This window comes from Janthinobacterium sp. EB271-G4-7A, from assembly GCF_020858075.1.
Classification (GTDB): domain Bacteria; phylum Pseudomonadota; class Gammaproteobacteria; order Burkholderiales; family Burkholderiaceae_D; genus Janthinobacterium; species Janthinobacterium lividum.
Genome location: NZ_JACYMI010000001.1, coordinates 1675147 through 1689279 on the forward strand (window position 1 = coordinate 1675147; position 14133 = coordinate 1689279).

Here is a 14133-nt window from a genome sequence, read left to right on the forward strand (position 1 = left end):
CCATGGCGGCGTTGCATCGCCTTGCCGTACCAGCGTACTGCCTGCGGCGCTGCGCCTTGCCCTGAGCGCTGTATCGGCGCGCTTTCCAGCTGGCTAGATTCTGTCGCCCTGGGAAAAGAAGGCTGACGGCGAGCTGCCGAAAGTCTTCTTGAACATGGCGGAAAAGGCCGACTGGCTGGCGTAGCCCAATTCTTCGGCCACTTGCGACAGCGGCACGCCGCGCGCGATCAGCGGCGCCGCGTGCGCCAGGCGCACTTGCTGGCGCCACTGGCCAAAACTCATGCCCAATTCCCGTTCGAACAGCCGCGCCAGGGTACGCTCCGAGGCGCCGACTTGCTGCGCCCAGTGTTCCAGGGTCTGGTGCGAACCCGGTTTCTCGATCAGGCTGTCGCACAGGGTTTTCAGGCGCTTATCGCTGGGCAAGGGTACGCGGATGGGGCGCGTGGCCGAGCGTTTCAATTCATCGAGGATCAGTTCGGCCAGCAGCGCCTCGCGCGCCGGTTCCTGGCCAGGGTCCAGCTGTTCCAGCGCCATGATCAGCTGGCGCAGCAGGTTCGATACTTCCAGCACCTTGCAGTCCTGGCCCGCGAAAGGCGCGCGCGCGGCATGGATGCACAGGGGGCGCAAGCGGGTTTTTTCCAGTATCGTGACGGCATGCTCCACGTTGGGCGCGATCCAGATGGCGCGCATGGGCGGCAGCACCCAGCTGCTGTTGTTGGCGGTGATGCGCAGCACGCCTTCGAGCGCCATCGTCACCTGGCCCCAGGGATGGCTGTGCGGTAATAAAAATTCATCGGGTTGCAGGTCGCGCGCGATCATCGTCACGGGGATGGTCGCGCTGGGCGCTTCCCGCGGCGGACACATGCGGGTATGGTGGAGGATAGGTACACCCATCAGCTTGGCCTTAATTCGATAAATTATGTCGTTCTGTCGGAAAACAGACGATAGTATTTTGCATACACTTGAGCTTCACCAGTATAAGACAGGGTATGACATGATAACAACTAACTCGGCAATGGACTTGCCACCGCACTCACCGCCAACTCTGAGCAACGATGCGCGCGTCATCGCCCTGGTGGGCCTGGCGCATGGCGTGTCGCACTTTTATCACCTGATCCTCGCGGCCCTGTTCGTCTGGCTGAAACCCGCCTTCGACCTGTCGTATGCGGAGCTGGGCCTGCTGATGACGGTGTTCTTCATCATCTCGGGCGTGGGGCAGGCGCTGGCCGGCTTTGTCGTCGACCGTTTCGGCGCCCGCGCCGTGTTGTTTTCCGGCATCTTCTTGCTGGGCGTGTCGGCGCTGGCCCTGTCCACTGCGCACAGCTATGCGGCGCTGATGCTGGGCGCCATGCTGGCCGGTATGGGCAACAGTGTGTTTCATCCAGCCGACTACACGATCCTCAACCAGCGCGTCTCGGTGGCCCGCGTGGCCTACGGCTTTTCCGTGCATGGCATCAGCGGCAACATCGGCTGGGCCCTGGCGCCCCTGTTCATGACGTATGTTGCCACCCATTATGACTGGCGGATCGCGCTGCAGTGCGCGGCCGTGCTGCCGTTCGGCGTGCTGCTGATCCTGTTCCTGAACCGCCACGCCATCCGCCCCGAACCCGTGAAAAAGGCCGCGCCGGGCCAGGCGGCCGGTGGCGAAGGCACGCTGGACTTTCTGCGATTGCCTGCCGTGTGGATGTGCTTTGCCTTCTTCTTCATTACGGCCATCGCCCTGGGCGGCATCCAGAGCTTTGCCAGCGTGGCCCTCGTCAAGCTGTATGGCATGAGCCTGGCGCTGGCCACCAGCGCCTACACGGCCTATATGCTGGCCTCGGCCGTGGGCATGCTGGCCGGCGGCGTGGTGGGCGCGCGCAGCAAGCAGCCGGACCGTAACGTCGCCATCGCCTTTTCCGCCGCCGCGCTGCTGGCCGTGCTGCTGGCCATGGCCGTCGTGCCGGCCTGGGGCGCGGTGGCGCTGATGGGCGCCATCGGCTTGACGTCGGGCGTGGCGGGGCCATCGCGCGACCTGATGATACGCGCCGCAGCGCCGAAGAATGCCACCGGGCGCGTGTATGGCGTCGTGTATTCGGGCCTCGACAGCGGCCTGGCCGTCGGCCCCCTGTTCTTTGGCGCGCTGATGGATGGCAACCATCCGGCCCTGCTGTTTGTCTTCATCGGCGTGTTCCAGGCGCTGGCGATTGCCACGGCCGTGGGCGTGGGCGGCAAAACCCGCGCCGCGGCGCTGCAAAAGGCATAGAATCGTTGCCATCTGCCACGAAAGGAATCCCCATGACCTTTGCCACCACCGACCTGTGCGACGACTATGCAGCCATGCTGGACGATGGCACCCTGGCCGTGCTGCCGCCCGTGTACCGCGCCTTCGGCCAGCGCGTGCGTTTCAGCGGCCCCGCCACCACCTTGCACGTGTTCGAAGACAACGCGCTCGTGCGCAGCACCCTGGAAACGCCGGGCCACGGCCATGTGCTGATGATCGATGGCGGCGGCAGCCTGCGCCGCGCGCTGGTGGGCGGCCAGCTGGGCGTGCTGGCCGAAAGCAACGGCTGGGCCGGCATCGTCGTCGATGGCTGCATCCGCGACAGCGAGGAAATCAATGTCTGCCAGATCGGCGTGCGCGCCCTGGCCACGCATCCGCGCAAGAGCAACAAGACGGGCGCCGGCCAGCGCGACGTGCGCGTGCAGATCAGCGGCGTGGCCGTGCATCCGGGCGACTGGATCTACGCCGATGCGGACGGTATCCTGGTGGCGCGCCAGGAACTTGATTGAGGCATTCCTCTCCGGAAGATGTGTTGCAAATTTTCTACATTAAATATATTTTTGCAAAGTTCTTTGATTTTCATCATGGCTGGGATATGATTTCACTTAAGGTAACTTTAATGTCAACAAAGCAAGGAAATCAGATCATGAAAATCGCCACCATCGCCGCAGTTGTCGCCCTGTTCGTCGCCGGCAGCGCCAGCGCCAGCCCCGTCAACCTGATCACGAATGGCAATTTTGAAACGGTCGCTTCCGGTTACACCTTCGACAGCGGCTTTAAAGTCGTCAACAGCGGTTCGTCGGCCATCACGGGCTGGACCGTGGGCGCCAGTTCCGTTGACCTGATCCGCAATGCGTATAACGCCATCGACGGCTACAGCATCGATTTGCTGGGCACGCCAGGTCCGGGTTTCCTGTCGCAAAATTTCAGCGTCGTTGCCGGCCAGACATATAACCTGAGCTTTGACATGGCGCGCAATTCCGGCGGCCCGGCAGGCCAGGGCGTGAGCGTCAATTTCGGCGGCGTGGCCGGGGATTTCTACTCGACGGCTGCCGCTTCGAACACCTTGTACAGCAACACGCTGAGCTTCACGGCCGCTGCCACCGGCATGGCGACCCTGTCGTTTGCCAGCGCCGCCAAGGCCGGCACGCCGTTCGACAATTACTCGGGCGCCGTGATCGACAATGTTTCCGTGATGGCCGCCGTGCCGGAACCGGAAACCTACGCCATGCTGCTGGCCGGCCTGGGCCTGATGGGTTTCCTGCGCCGTCGCAAGGCCGCCAGGTAATCCCGGCTCCGCCCCACGTCAGGCCGCCTGCTGCATTGCACAGGCGGTTTTTTGTTTTTCAGGGGGCTGGTGCTGCATCGGCATCTCCCCGCAACGGACAGGCGGCCGCCTGCGGTTCCATCCGCCGCGCCAGTTCGCCGCGCAGCTGCGTCAAGCCGGCGATGCGCGCATCGATGTCGGCCAGCTTGCGCGCCAGCGCCGCGCGCAGCAGGTCCGCCATGGCCGGATCGCCTGCGCCGGCCAGCAGCGGCATGTCGGCCTCGATTTCCGCCAGCGTAAAACCCAGCTGCTGCGCCGTGCGCAGGTAGCGCAGCCAGTCCGCCGCCTCGGGCGGATAGTCGCGGTAGCCATTCGCGCCGCGCCGCGCGCGCAGCAAGCCCCGCTTTTCATAGAAGCGCAGGGTATCGCGGCTCAAGCCCGTCGCCTGCGCCATCTCGCCGATCTGCATGGAAATATTCCTTCATAAAATGCTTGACCATGGAGTGTACTCCAGCCTTGAGAATGGGCGCTTTCCATACACAGGAGTTCCCATGTTATCTGTTGTTGCTTTCCGCCGCCTGGTGCGTGCCAGCGCCATTTACGATGTGCTCATGACGGCCGCGTTTGTCACGCCGTGGACGTTCCTGCTCATGCGCGAGCACTTGAATGCCCTCAACCTGGCCCTGGGCGGCGCGCCACTGCCAGTGTTCGAACCCTTGCATTTGCTCATCAGCAGCATGATGGGCAGCGTGGTGATGGTCTGGTCGGTGCTGCGCATGCTCGATCCGCAGCCGCGCTTCGGCCGCTACGACGCGGTGGCCCGCTACCTGTTTTCCACCTGGATGGCGTGGGCCTTGCTGGTGACGGGCCAGCCCCTGCTGTGGCTGTTCCTCGTGCCGGAACTGGCCTGGGGCCTCGCGCAAAGCTTGCCATTGCGCCGCAGCGAAGGTGGGCGGGAAGGGCATCCACGCGAATCGCTGTTGAGATGACGATAACGAAATGCAATAATGGCCGTGCTCGCAGTGCAACAATGACTGCAATGAACGACTCTAAGGGAATGAATATGCAGCAGGATGCCGCTGGAAAAAACATGGCGTTGCTCGATCCGGTGGTGGCGCCGCGCATCGCGGTGACGCGCCTGGTGACGGGCCTGCTGCAAGGCTTGCTGCTGTACTGGCTGTACAGCACGGCCCAGGACAAGGTGTGGCCCGCCACGGAAGCCTATCTGCTGGGTCCGTTGATGCTGATCAGCTTGCTGCTACCGATCCTGCTGGTCTCCAGCCTGGGCCATATGTCGGCGAAGCGCATCGTGCTGTGGATGGCGGGCGCCGCCGTCGTGCTGGCCGTGCTGGCTTGGCATGACGTGGCGCGCGGCGCCGAGCACGTGATCTGGGGCAACTACAAGCCGGGCGCGCCGTTGCGCGTGATCTCGGCCCAGCTGTTCGGCTTTTGCGTGGTGGGCTTCTATATCGCCCACGCGCTGGTGCTGGCCAGCGCCCAGGATGGCCAGCGCATCGCCCGCTATCCCACCTACTTTGAAATCGCCTGGAAACTCGGCATCCAGCTGCTGTTTTCCCTGCTGTTCGTGCTGGGCCTGTGGCTGGTGCTGTGGCTGGGCGGGCAGCTGTTCCTGCTCATCAAACTGAGTTTCCTGAAAAAACTGCTGGGCCAGGCCTGGTTCGTGATTCCCGTCATCTGTTTCGCGTTTTCGTTTGCCATCCATATCACGGACGTGCGCCCATCCATCGTGCGCGGCATCCGCACCTTGCTGCTGGTGCTGCTGTCGTGGCTGATGCCGATCGCCGCCGTGCTGGTCTCCGGCTTCCTGCTGACCTTGCCATTCATCGGTTTCGAGCGCCTGTGGGCCACGCGCCATGCGGCGTCCGTGCTGCTGGGCATGGCCGGCGTGCTGGTGGTGCTGATCAATGCCGCCTTCCAGAATGGCGAAGTGGGTCATGGCGTGGCGCGCGGCATCCGCCTGGGCACGCGCCTGGCCTGCCTGCTGCTGCCGTGGGTGGTGGGCATCGCCATCTATGCATTGACCTTGCGCGTGATGTCGCACGGCTGGACGTCCGACCGCCTGATCGCGGCCGCCTGCCTGCTGGTCGCCACCTGCTACGCCGCCGGCTATGCCTGGGCGGCCAGCAAGTATGGCGACTGGCTGCACCTGATCGCCAACGTCAACGTAGCCACCGCCGGCGTCACCCTGCTGGTGCTGTTTGCCCTGTTCTCGCCGCTGGCGGACCCGGCGCGCATTTCCGTGGCCAGCCAGATGGCGCGCCTGAACAGCGGCAAGGTTGGCGTGGACAAGTTCGATTTCGAATACCTGCGCTTCCAGGGCGCCCGCTATGGCCAGGCGGCCTTGCAGGAATTGAGCAAACGCACGACGGGGCCTGACGCGGCCATCGTGCGGGCCCGCGCCGACGCCATGCTCAAGCGCCAGAACCGCCTCGACGAGACGGGCGCGCTGAGCGACGTGTCGATCAACCTGACCCTGCGCCCGGCCACGGCGAAGTTGCCGGAGAGTTTCCTGCGCCAGGACTGGACGCAAGTGAGTCCGGCCTGGCGCCTGCCCGCCTGCTTGAAGCGGGCAGGGCCGCAGTGCGACGCGTATCTGCTCGATTTCGATGGCGATGGCAAGCAGGACGTACTGTTGATCAGCAATGACCCGCGCGCCTCGTCGGTGTTGCTCGCGGAAAAGGAAGACGGCAGCTGGTCGGCGCGCGGGCAAATCCCCACGGATGCCCTGCGCTGCAAGCCCTTGCGCGAGAAGCTGCAGGCGGGCGAATTCCAGCTGGTGCCGCCGAAAGTGCGCGAACTGGAAGTCGACGGCCAGCGCGTGCCGATGACTTTATATACGCCAGAGGACGAGGTCAGCTGCCCCGATGAGACGGCGCCGGCTCCGTAAATGGCAGTGAGAGGACTTGGCGCACGGGACCAAGCCTCTTGCTGCTTCCGAAGGCAGCACCTTCGTGCACTGAATCACTCAGACTGCCCGGTATCGGCTGCGGATTCAATCGATCAACGCAACACACTGTTCAAATCGTTGAGCCTGTGTCTGGTAGTGTAGCGTCTTCCTGTGGCAGTTCGACTTGAACTCTGAAAGCGATGACAAGAGAAGCGAACAGCATCACAACGCCAGCAATAATGAAAACGCCTGTGACGCCACCAAACCCGAACATCATGCCACCCAATGCCGCGCCGGCAGCGATGGAAGATTGCACCGCAGCGACGACCATGCCGCCGGCCGTCTCCGCTTGATCAGGAACGGCACGAGCTACCCAGTTGGACCAGGCGACAGGTACGCCGCCGAACGCCAGCCCCCACAGAGCCACCAAAAACATCAGGCCGGTTCCCTGGACTGGCAGTAAAATCATGCCGAATGCCGCCAAGCCCACCAGCGCAGGCATACCCACTAAAGTAGCATGCAGGCTACGCTCCATTAGCCAGCCGGCCAGCAGCGTGCCAATGAAGTTGGCGACACCAAAACCCAGGAGCATCAGAGACAAACTGTTTACATCAATATGGGCAACGCTTTCAAGAGCGGGGCGAATATAGGTGAACAATGCGTATTGCCCCGTATGGGCAAGTACACAGCCCAACATCCCGATCCCGATCCCCGGGCGACGCAGCAGTGCCAGGACAGACGGGGTGCGCATCATCGTGCGCGGTGCCATACGGGGCAGTGTGAACAATTGAAACAACAGTGTTAGCCCTCCGACAGCTGCGGCTGCTATAAATGCACTGCGCCAGCCATATATCCCCCCCAAGTAGCTGCCCAACGGTACGGAAACAACCGTCCCGATGGCGATACCGCTGAAGATTATGGATAGCGCTCGCGGCACTGACTTTGCTGGCACCAGTCGCATAGCCACGGCTGCCGCCATACTCCAAAAGCCTCCCAAGGCAACGCCCAGCAGAATGCGCATCACCAACAAAACTGTCAAGCTTGACGATAACGCCACCAGCAAGTTCGACGCGATCATCAGCACTGTGAAAGCTAACAAGACGACACGTCGGTCAAAACTGCGCGTCAGGCGCGGCACTGAAAGCCCTGCGACCATGGCCACGACGGCCGTCACCGTCACTGCCTGACCAGCCAGCGCCTCCGACACACCGAGATCGAAGGCCATCGGGGTCAATAGGCTGGCTGGCAGGTACTCCGCCGTCAGGAGGCCGAAAACTCCCATTGCCAGTGAAAACACTGCCATCCATGCTGCCGCCGCTGGCTCTGCAACAGACGCATCGCTCGCGTTGGGCGTTTGCCCGTTACCCAAAACATCATTGTTCATCTCTAACATTCCTAAAACGATCAGAGTCGAAAGTCTAGAGGGAAAGTCCAGGATGATCTATGATGATAAGTCTTGATGTTTTGACCGAAACACCTAAAATGAGCAAGAAGAATCAAGTTTTCCTGTCCTCAAGTCTCGTCAGTGAACTGTTGATGGGTATGCGCCTGCGTGGCGTCCAGTACCGCCGCATTCAGACCGGTCCAGCTTTCGGCATAGGCTTTGAAGACAAGGCAGGCCACGCCTACTTCCACTTCGTGGCTGTTGGTACTGCCTACCTATGTACGGATGATGGCGAGTTGCATGAGCTGTCCGCCGGTAGCGCGGTGTTCATGCCGCACGGCAGGAGGCACCAGCTGCTATCGGATGCGGGCATTGCATTTCAGGACATCGACAAGTTCGATGTCGCGCCCCTTGGTGACGCCGTTAGCGGAGTCGACACATGTCCCAGTACGGCCTCCGTGCCCAGTGCAATTATTTTTTACGGCTGCATGGAATTCGATCTCGGCGGGATGCAGGGGGTCGGTAAGTTGATGCCAACCGTCATGGTGGCCGACACGCAAGCGCAGGGTTATCCCGGCTTGCTGCCTGTGCTGGATTCAATGAAGCGTGAAATCTGCGCCGGTCGTATTGGCTTTGCAGGCATTCTGGCTCGACTGGCAGAGGTTGCGGCAGCAATGATCGTGCGCGGCTGGATTGAATGCGGTTGTGAAAGCGCCTCCGGTCTCCTCGCCGCATTGCGTGATCCGCGCCTCGCTCTTGCCATATTGGCGCTGCACCGCCAGCCAGGACGGGAATGGACAGTTGCACAGTTGGCTGCGGAGTCTCATGTCTCTCGCTCTGTCTTCGCACGACGCTTTCAAACCACCATCGGGGTGCCACCCCTGCGGTATGCCACGGAACTGCGGATGCGTCTTGCTAAACAATTGCTCACTCACGAAAGAGTGTCCATCGACGCCGTTGCCCAACGCCTTGGCTATACATCTCAAGCCGCGTTCAGTCGTGCTTTTAAGCGCGTCATCGGCAGGCCGCCGGGTCGCGATCGGGAAGTGCTGTGAGGAGAATAGCTTTCGGGGAGCAAATATTGATTTGGCGCGCCACTTTTCAAACCTCGCCACTAGAAGGTTTATTTTTGATATGTTATTGAAAAGACCGTTTGTAACGTTTACACCGACGCAGGAAGACGACGCGGATGAACTTGTCGCACTTCGCATTGAGGCGATGCGCGATAGCCTGATGCAGGTGGGGAGATTCGATCCGGTTCGAGCGAGAGAGAGGTTTCTGTCAGGCTTCTTGCCGGAGCACACACGCCATATTGAAACAGAAGGCAAACGGGTCGGCTTTGTTGTTCTCAAACAGCAACCAAAGGCCATGCTGCTCGACCACCTCTATATTCATCCAAACAACCAGGGCAATGGTATCGGGGCGGTTGTTCTCGCTCGTATTATCGAAGAGGCAAACGCTCTTGGTTTGCCGGTTCGAGTGGGAGCCCTGCGCGGTAGCGGCTCAAACCGTTTCTATGTGCGCCACGGATTTACATTGATCGAGGAAGGAGACTTTGACAATTATTACATTCGTCCATGCGAAATGGACACCAGGCGCCCGGATCAAATGTAGAGCGCCATTTATAATAAAGATGAGCCTCCGTTTTGTGGCGGAAACTGCCAATGAGTCCAATTGACAATCCACCAGTTGCGTTGCGCGCCTGCGGTGGAGTTTGTCCGGGCAGGGCTGCCTGTATCGCCGCTGTAGCAGTCGTTCGACTGATACAGCATGTGCCTGCATGCGGCGCCTTGTACCTTGTCGCTGCCGTGCCGCGCTTCTAGACTGGGGCCTTCTCCACGCTTCGACTGCCTGCCATGACCGAACTCCTGCCCCTGATGAGCTATTGCTTTGTGATGTCCGCCACGCCGGGGCCGAACAATGTCATGCTGGCCACCACCGGTGCCAACTTCGGCTATCGCGGCGCGCTGCCGGTGATCCTCGGCATCCAGGCCGGCATCTTCGTGCAGACCGTGCTCATGTGCGTGGGGCTGGGCAGCGTGTTCGTCGCGTATCCGATGGCGCAGCAGGTGCTGCGGATCGCGGGCGCGCTGTACCTGATGTTCCTGGCCTGGAAGCTGGCCGGCGCCTCGGTGGCGGGAAGCAGCGCACCGAAGGCCGTGTCGTTTGCGCAGGCGGCGCTGTTTCAGGCGCTGAACCCCAAGAGCTGGCTCAAGGCGGTCACCATGGCGTCGGTCTTCATGCCTACGCAGGGCAATATGCTGGCCAGCGCGCTGCTGGTGTCCGTGACCGGCACCGTGGTGGGCACGCCGTGCAACGCCATGTGGGCGCTGTTCGGCGTCTCGATCCGCAGCGTGCTGAAGGCGCCCCGCAACCAGCGCCTATTCAATCTGGCGATGGGGGCCATCCTGCTGCTCCTCGCCTTGATGTTTTTACGCTAGACTGCCACCCATGTTCGCCATCGACCGCTCCTCGCCCATCGCCCTGTTCAAGCAGATCGAGGCCGCATTGCGCCTGCAGATCGCGCAACGCGTCTTGCCTGGCGGGACCAGGCTGCCGTCGATCCGCCAGCTTGCCACGCAGCTCGCGGTCAGCACCAACACCGTGGTGGTGGCGTATGACAGGCTGGTGGCCGCAGGCGTCATCGATACGCACGGCACGACGGGCTTCTTCGTCTGCGCGCCAAGCGATGCCAGCCGCGCCATTCCCGACGAGGTGGCGCTGGAAGCGGGCCAGGAGCAGGAGCCGGTCTGGCTGAGCCAGCAAGTGAACGACCAGCGGCCGGGCGTGCTGCTGGCCAGCAGCGGCGCCTTGCCGCCCACCTGGCTGCAGGACGCGCTGCCGGCGGCTGCCGTGCAACGTGGCCTGGCGCGCAGCGCGGCCGGTATGGCTTCGCGCTGTCCGCCGCAAGGGCTGGCCGAACTGCGCGAGCAGATCGCGCTGCTGTTGCGCGGCATCGGCATCGCTGCGGACGCCAGCCACATCCTCACCACGTTCGGCGGCACCCATGCAATCGATCTGATCTGCCGCACGTTTCTGCAGCCCGGCGATACGGTGCTGGTGGAAGACCCCGGATACTTCCTGATGTTCGGCAGGCTGCGCCAGGACGGCGTGCGCCTGGTACCCATCAAGCGCCGTCCCGATGGCCTCGACCTGGACGAACTGGAAGCGGCCTGCCGCGCGCACCGTCCGCGCCTGCTGTTCGTGCAGACGGCTTTGCACAATCCCACCGGGTGGAGCAGCAGCGCCGCCAACCTGCACAAGGTGCTGATCATGGCGCAGCAGCATGGCTTCCTGATCGCCGAAGACGACGTGCACGGCCATTTTCAGCCGGGCCACAGCACGCGGCTGGCATCGCTGTCCGGACTGGATGGCGTGATCTACTACTCCAGCCTGTGCAAGGCGCTGAGTCCGGCCCTGCGCATGGGCTACCTGGCTGCGGCGCCCGCTTTGCTCAAGCTGCTGATGCGCACCAAGATCCACGCCATCATGACTTTGCCTGCGCTGAACGAATACGTTTTGCTGGAAGTGCTCAAGGCCGGCAACCTGCGCAAGCACCTGGAGCGGCTGCAACGCAAGATCATGGTGGCGCGCAACGCCAGCACGCGGCAATTGAGCGCGGCCGGCGTGCTGTTCGAGCAGCCCGGCGACGCCGGCATTTTTCTGTGGGGCAGCATGCCCGAAGGGCTGGACGTGGACTTGCTGGTGCAGGACGCCTACCGCAACAAGATCCTGCTGATGCGCGGCGCCGCGTTCTCCGCCAACGACACGCCCGACCAGCACATCCGCTTCAACGTCGCCTTCAGCCAGCATCCCCGCGTGAGCGCCTACCTTGAAGAACGCCTGCGGGCGGTGGCTGGCGCGCGCTCAAGCCTGGCCCGCGCCAGCCGCGCCGCCAGCATCGGCGGCAAGTCCTGAGCATGGTCTGCGCCTGCCTTCATGATTTGTTGATATTCTGGAGGGGCTCTTTTTTCGCCAGCGTGTCGATTGTGTGTGCCGCCACCCTTCACCGGGACGGCGCACCGGTTGCCCATTCCACTTTTATCAGGGAAGCGCCATGAACAAACAGATCATCCTGAACCTGCCCGTGAAGGACCTGGAGAAATCCAGGGCCTTCTTTTCCGCCCTCGGCTTTACCTTCGATCCCCGCTTCAGCGGCGAGAACGCGGCGTTCATGAATATCGTCGACGGCAGCATCCAGGCCATGCTGACGACCGAAGCCTTTTTTCAGTCACTGATCGGCAAGCCGGTGGCGAATGCGAAGCAAGCCAATGAAGTCGTCATTTGCCTCAGCTGCGAAAGCCGGGAAGAGGTGGACAGCCTGATCGCCAGGGCCAAGGCCGCAGGTGGCCGCATACCGCATCCGCCCGAGGACCATGGTTTCATGTATGACCAGGGCTTCGAGGATATCGATGGCCACCTGTGGAACCTGGTCTGGACGGCGCCGGAAGCCTGACGCGCCGAGTCAGCAAACAGGCCGGATCAGTTCTTCGTGCGCACCTGGCGCACGTGGTTTTCCAGTTCGCTGAACGAGGGGCGTTCCGTGGCGGAAATGACCTTGCGGCCGAATTCCACGGCCAGCGCTGGCGCATAGCCGTTCAGACTGGCCAACAAGGTCACTTTCACGCACTGGTACATCTTTGCCGTTTCATGGTGCTTGCGACGCAGCAAGCTGGCCAGCGGCGCGATGAATCCGTAGGCCAGCAGGATGCCGATGAAGGTGCCCACCAGCGCCTGCGCGATCAGCACGCCCAGCTCGGCTGGCGGCAAGCCGACGGACGCCATCGTGTGCACCACGCCCATCACGGCGGCCACGATGCCGAAGGCGGGCATGGCGTCGGCCAGCTGGGAAATCGTCTGGATCGGCATTTCCGCATCTTCATGGTGCGTTTCGATCTCGTTATCCATCAGGTTTTCGATCTGGTAAGCATCCATATTGCCCGACACCATCAGGCGCAGGTAGTCGGTGATGAATTCCAGGATGTGCTCGTCACCGAGCGTGTACGGGTATTTCACGAAGATGGGGCTGCGGTAAGGGTCGTCGATATCGTCCTCGACCGACATCAGGCCTTCCTTGCGGATCTTGCTGAGGATTTCATACATCAGCCCCATCAGTTCCATATAGCGCGCCTTCGTGTATTGCGAGCCGTGAAACAGGGTGGGCAGGGCGGCGAACGTGGCGCGGATGGCCTTGGCGTCATTGCCGACAAAGAAGGTGCCCAGCGCGGCGCCGCCGATCATCAGCAGTTCCAGCGGCTGGAACAGGGCCGCCAGGTGCCCTCCCTGCATGGCGAAGCCGCCGAAGACGGAAAACAGCACGACGAGAAATCCGAGTATGACTAGCAAAACCTACTCCTTCATAATATTGCCATATCGCAATATTGTAGTTTAACCTGATTTGGCCGCCGTGGCCGCTTCCGGCTGTAACTGCCGGCTGAGAAAATTGATAAAAGCGCGCACTTTGGCGGGCAACTGGTGGCGGCTGGGGTAGTAGGCGTACAGGTCGGCCGGCGCCAGCGCGTAGTCTTCCAGCACCACGCGCAAGCGGCCGCTGTCGAGGTAGCGGGCCAGGTCCCATTCCGAGCGCAGCAGGATGCCGTGGCCGTCCAGCGCCCAGCCCAGCACCACGTCGCCATCGTTGCTGGACACCGTGCCGCGCACTTTCACCGTGTGGGTGGCGCGGCCACGGCTCAAGCGCCAGATGCCGTAGGCGTCGTCGTTTTGCCGGTGCACGATGCAGCGGTGCTGCGCCAGCTCGTCCGGGGTGTGCGGCGTGCCGTGCGCCTGCAGGTAGGCGGGTGAAGCGCACAGGAAGCGCCGGTTCGACATGATCTTGCGCGCCGACAAACGCGTGTCGGGCAAGTCGCCGAAGCGGATGCCCAGGTCGTACGCCTGCTCGACCAGGTTGATGGGGCTGTCCGTCAGCTGCAGCTGCACTTCCAGCTGCGGGTGGCGCAGCGCGAATTGCGACAGCAGGGGCGCGATCACCGTGCGCCCGAAACCCAGGGTGGCATTCACGCGCAGCAAGCCGCGCGGCTCGGCGCTGCCGCTGGCCAAGGACTCTTCCATGGCGCGGATATCGTCGAGGATTTGCCGTGCCTGTTGCAGATAGCTTTCGCCGTCGCCCGTCAGGCTGATGCGCCGCGTGCTGCGGTTCAGCAAACGCACGCCCAGGCGCTGCTCCATCAGCACCAATCGCTTGCTGACGGCGGGCGGCGTGATACCCAGCTCGCGCGCCGTGGCCGACAGGCTGCCCAGCTTGGCCAGCAGCACAAAGAAGGCCATTTCCGTGGTGGCGTCGCTTTTCATTG

General features: G+C 62.5%; 15 protein-coding genes. 10 read left to right on the forward strand and 5 right to left on the reverse strand.

Annotation, left to right across the window (positions count from 1 at the left end):
- Positions 1 to 93: 93 nt before the first annotated feature.
- Positions 94 to 894, reverse strand: a complete 801-nt coding sequence (locus tag IGS58_RS07605) for an AraC family transcriptional regulator (RefSeq protein WP_230521001.1) — start codon at positions 892 to 894, stop codon at positions 94 to 96.
- Positions 895 to 994: 100 nt separating this feature from the next.
- Here IGS58_RS07605 and IGS58_RS07610 point away from each other — a divergent pair, with 100 nt between their 5' ends.
- From IGS58_RS07610 to IGS58_RS07620, 3 genes are all read left to right on the forward strand, one after another.
- Complete coding sequence (locus IGS58_RS07610; protein ID WP_230521002.1) at positions 995 to 2245, forward strand: MFS transporter; 1251 nt, start codon at positions 995 to 997, stop codon at positions 2243 to 2245.
- A gap of 32 nt (positions 2246 to 2277) precedes the next feature.
- Positions 2278 to 2772, forward strand: coding sequence for a ribonuclease E activity regulator RraA (gene rraA / locus IGS58_RS07615; protein ID WP_230521003.1), 495 nt, complete (start codon positions 2278 to 2280; stop codon positions 2770 to 2772).
- A 137-nt stretch (positions 2773 to 2909) separates the two neighbouring features.
- Positions 2910 to 3551 carry a choice-of-anchor C family PEP-CTERM protein gene (locus tag IGS58_RS07620; protein WP_230521004.1) on the forward strand — a complete coding sequence of 214 codons (642 nt, stop codon included), beginning with the start codon at positions 2910 to 2912 and terminating at the stop codon, positions 3549 to 3551.
- Between the two features lie 58 nt (positions 3552 to 3609).
- On the opposite strand, the gene IGS58_RS07625 is transcribed toward IGS58_RS07620, so the two are convergent.
- The gene (locus IGS58_RS07625; protein ID WP_099667219.1) at positions 3610 to 3999 is read right to left on the reverse strand and encodes a MerR family transcriptional regulator; all 390 of its coding nucleotides are present in this window, start codon (positions 3997 to 3999) and stop codon (positions 3610 to 3612) included.
- An 82-nt stretch (positions 4000 to 4081) separates the two neighbouring features.
- Here IGS58_RS07625 and IGS58_RS07630 point away from each other — a divergent pair, with 82 nt between their 5' ends.
- Together IGS58_RS07630 and IGS58_RS07635 are read left to right on the forward strand one after the other, a co-directional pair.
- Positions 4082 to 4519 carry a hypothetical protein gene (locus IGS58_RS07630; protein WP_099388335.1) on the forward strand — a complete coding sequence of 146 codons (438 nt, stop codon included), beginning with the start codon at positions 4082 to 4084 and terminating at the stop codon, positions 4517 to 4519.
- A gap of 101 nt (positions 4520 to 4620) precedes the next feature.
- Positions 4621 to 6438: a DUF4153 domain-containing protein gene (locus tag IGS58_RS07635; RefSeq protein ID WP_099394689.1), complete on the forward strand. Its 1818-nt coding sequence runs from the start codon at positions 4621 to 4623 to the stop codon at positions 6436 to 6438.
- A 130-nt stretch (positions 6439 to 6568) separates the two neighbouring features.
- On the opposite strand, the gene IGS58_RS07640 is transcribed toward IGS58_RS07635, so the two are convergent.
- A complete protein-coding gene (locus IGS58_RS07640) occupies positions 6569 to 7822 on the reverse strand; it encodes an MFS transporter (protein ID WP_230521005.1) in 1254 nt (417 codons plus the stop codon).
- 59 nt (positions 7823 to 7881) lie between these two features.
- On the opposite strand from IGS58_RS07640, the gene IGS58_RS07645 reads away from it, so the two are divergent.
- From IGS58_RS07645 to IGS58_RS07665, 5 genes are all read left to right on the forward strand, one after another.
- Positions 7882 to 8877 carry an AraC family transcriptional regulator gene (locus IGS58_RS07645; RefSeq protein ID WP_329957974.1) on the forward strand — a complete coding sequence of 332 codons (996 nt, stop codon included), beginning with the start codon at positions 7882 to 7884 and terminating at the stop codon, positions 8875 to 8877.
- A gap of 31 nt (positions 8878 to 8908) precedes the next feature.
- Entirely contained in the window at positions 8909 to 9436 is a 528-nt protein-coding gene (locus IGS58_RS07650) for a GNAT family N-acetyltransferase (protein WP_329957975.1), read from the forward strand.
- 242 nt (positions 9437 to 9678) lie between these two features.
- Complete coding sequence (locus tag IGS58_RS07655) at positions 9679 to 10263, forward strand: LysE family translocator (RefSeq protein ID WP_070255455.1); 585 nt, start codon at positions 9679 to 9681, stop codon at positions 10261 to 10263.
- A gap of 10 nt (positions 10264 to 10273) precedes the next feature.
- Entirely contained in the window at positions 10274 to 11740 is a 1467-nt protein-coding gene (locus tag IGS58_RS07660) for an aminotransferase-like domain-containing protein (protein WP_092606014.1), read from the forward strand.
- A gap of 139 nt (positions 11741 to 11879) precedes the next feature.
- Positions 11880 to 12278 carry a VOC family protein gene (locus tag IGS58_RS07665; protein ID WP_230521006.1) on the forward strand — a complete coding sequence of 133 codons (399 nt, stop codon included), beginning with the start codon at positions 11880 to 11882 and terminating at the stop codon, positions 12276 to 12278.
- A 26-nt stretch (positions 12279 to 12304) separates the two neighbouring features.
- Here IGS58_RS07665 and motA read toward each other — a convergent pair whose 3' ends face one another.
- Positions 12305 to 13168 carry a flagellar motor stator protein MotA gene (gene motA, locus IGS58_RS07670; RefSeq protein WP_070255446.1) on the reverse strand — a complete coding sequence of 288 codons (864 nt, stop codon included), beginning with the start codon at positions 13166 to 13168 and terminating at the stop codon, positions 12305 to 12307.
- Between the two features lie 42 nt (positions 13169 to 13210).
- The gene (locus tag IGS58_RS07675; RefSeq protein ID WP_230521007.1) at positions 13211 to 14131 is read right to left on the reverse strand and encodes a LysR family transcriptional regulator; all 921 of its coding nucleotides are present in this window, start codon (positions 14129 to 14131) and stop codon (positions 13211 to 13213) included.
- Between the last annotated feature and the right edge of the window lie 2 nt (positions 14132 to 14133).

Coding starts and splice junctions, on each gene's coding strand:
- IGS58_RS07635 (WP_099394689.1), top strand. CDS start 4,621: ATGGCGTTGCTCGATCCGGTGGTGGCGCCGCGCATCGCGGTGACGCGC.
- IGS58_RS07640 (WP_230521005.1), bottom strand. CDS start 7,822: ATGAACAATGATGTTTTGGGTAACGGGCAAACGCCCAACGCGAGCGAT.
- rraA (WP_230521003.1), top strand. CDS start 2,278: ATGACCTTTGCCACCACCGACCTGTGCGACGACTATGCAGCCATGCTG.
- IGS58_RS07605 (WP_230521001.1), bottom strand. CDS start 894: ATGGGTGTACCTATCCTCCACCATACCCGCATGTGTCCGCCGCGGGAA.
- IGS58_RS07665 (WP_230521006.1), top strand. CDS start 11,880: ATGAACAAACAGATCATCCTGAACCTGCCCGTGAAGGACCTGGAGAAA.
- IGS58_RS07675 (WP_230521007.1), bottom strand. CDS start 14,131: ATGAAAAGCGACGCCACCACGGAAATGGCCTTCTTTGTGCTGCTGGCC.
- IGS58_RS07660 (WP_092606014.1), top strand. CDS start 10,274: ATGTTCGCCATCGACCGCTCCTCGCCCATCGCCCTGTTCAAGCAGATC.
- IGS58_RS07610 (WP_230521002.1), top strand. CDS start 995: ATGATAACAACTAACTCGGCAATGGACTTGCCACCGCACTCACCGCCA.
- IGS58_RS07630 (WP_099388335.1), top strand. CDS start 4,082: ATGTTATCTGTTGTTGCTTTCCGCCGCCTGGTGCGTGCCAGCGCCATT.
- IGS58_RS07625 (WP_099667219.1), bottom strand. CDS start 3,999: ATGCAGATCGGCGAGATGGCGCAGGCGACGGGCTTGAGCCGCGATACC.
- IGS58_RS07645 (WP_329957974.1), top strand. CDS start 7,882: ATGATGATAAGTCTTGATGTTTTGACCGAAACACCTAAAATGAGCAAG.
- IGS58_RS07620 (WP_230521004.1), top strand. CDS start 2,910: ATGAAAATCGCCACCATCGCCGCAGTTGTCGCCCTGTTCGTCGCCGGC.
- IGS58_RS07655 (WP_070255455.1), top strand. CDS start 9,679: ATGACCGAACTCCTGCCCCTGATGAGCTATTGCTTTGTGATGTCCGCC.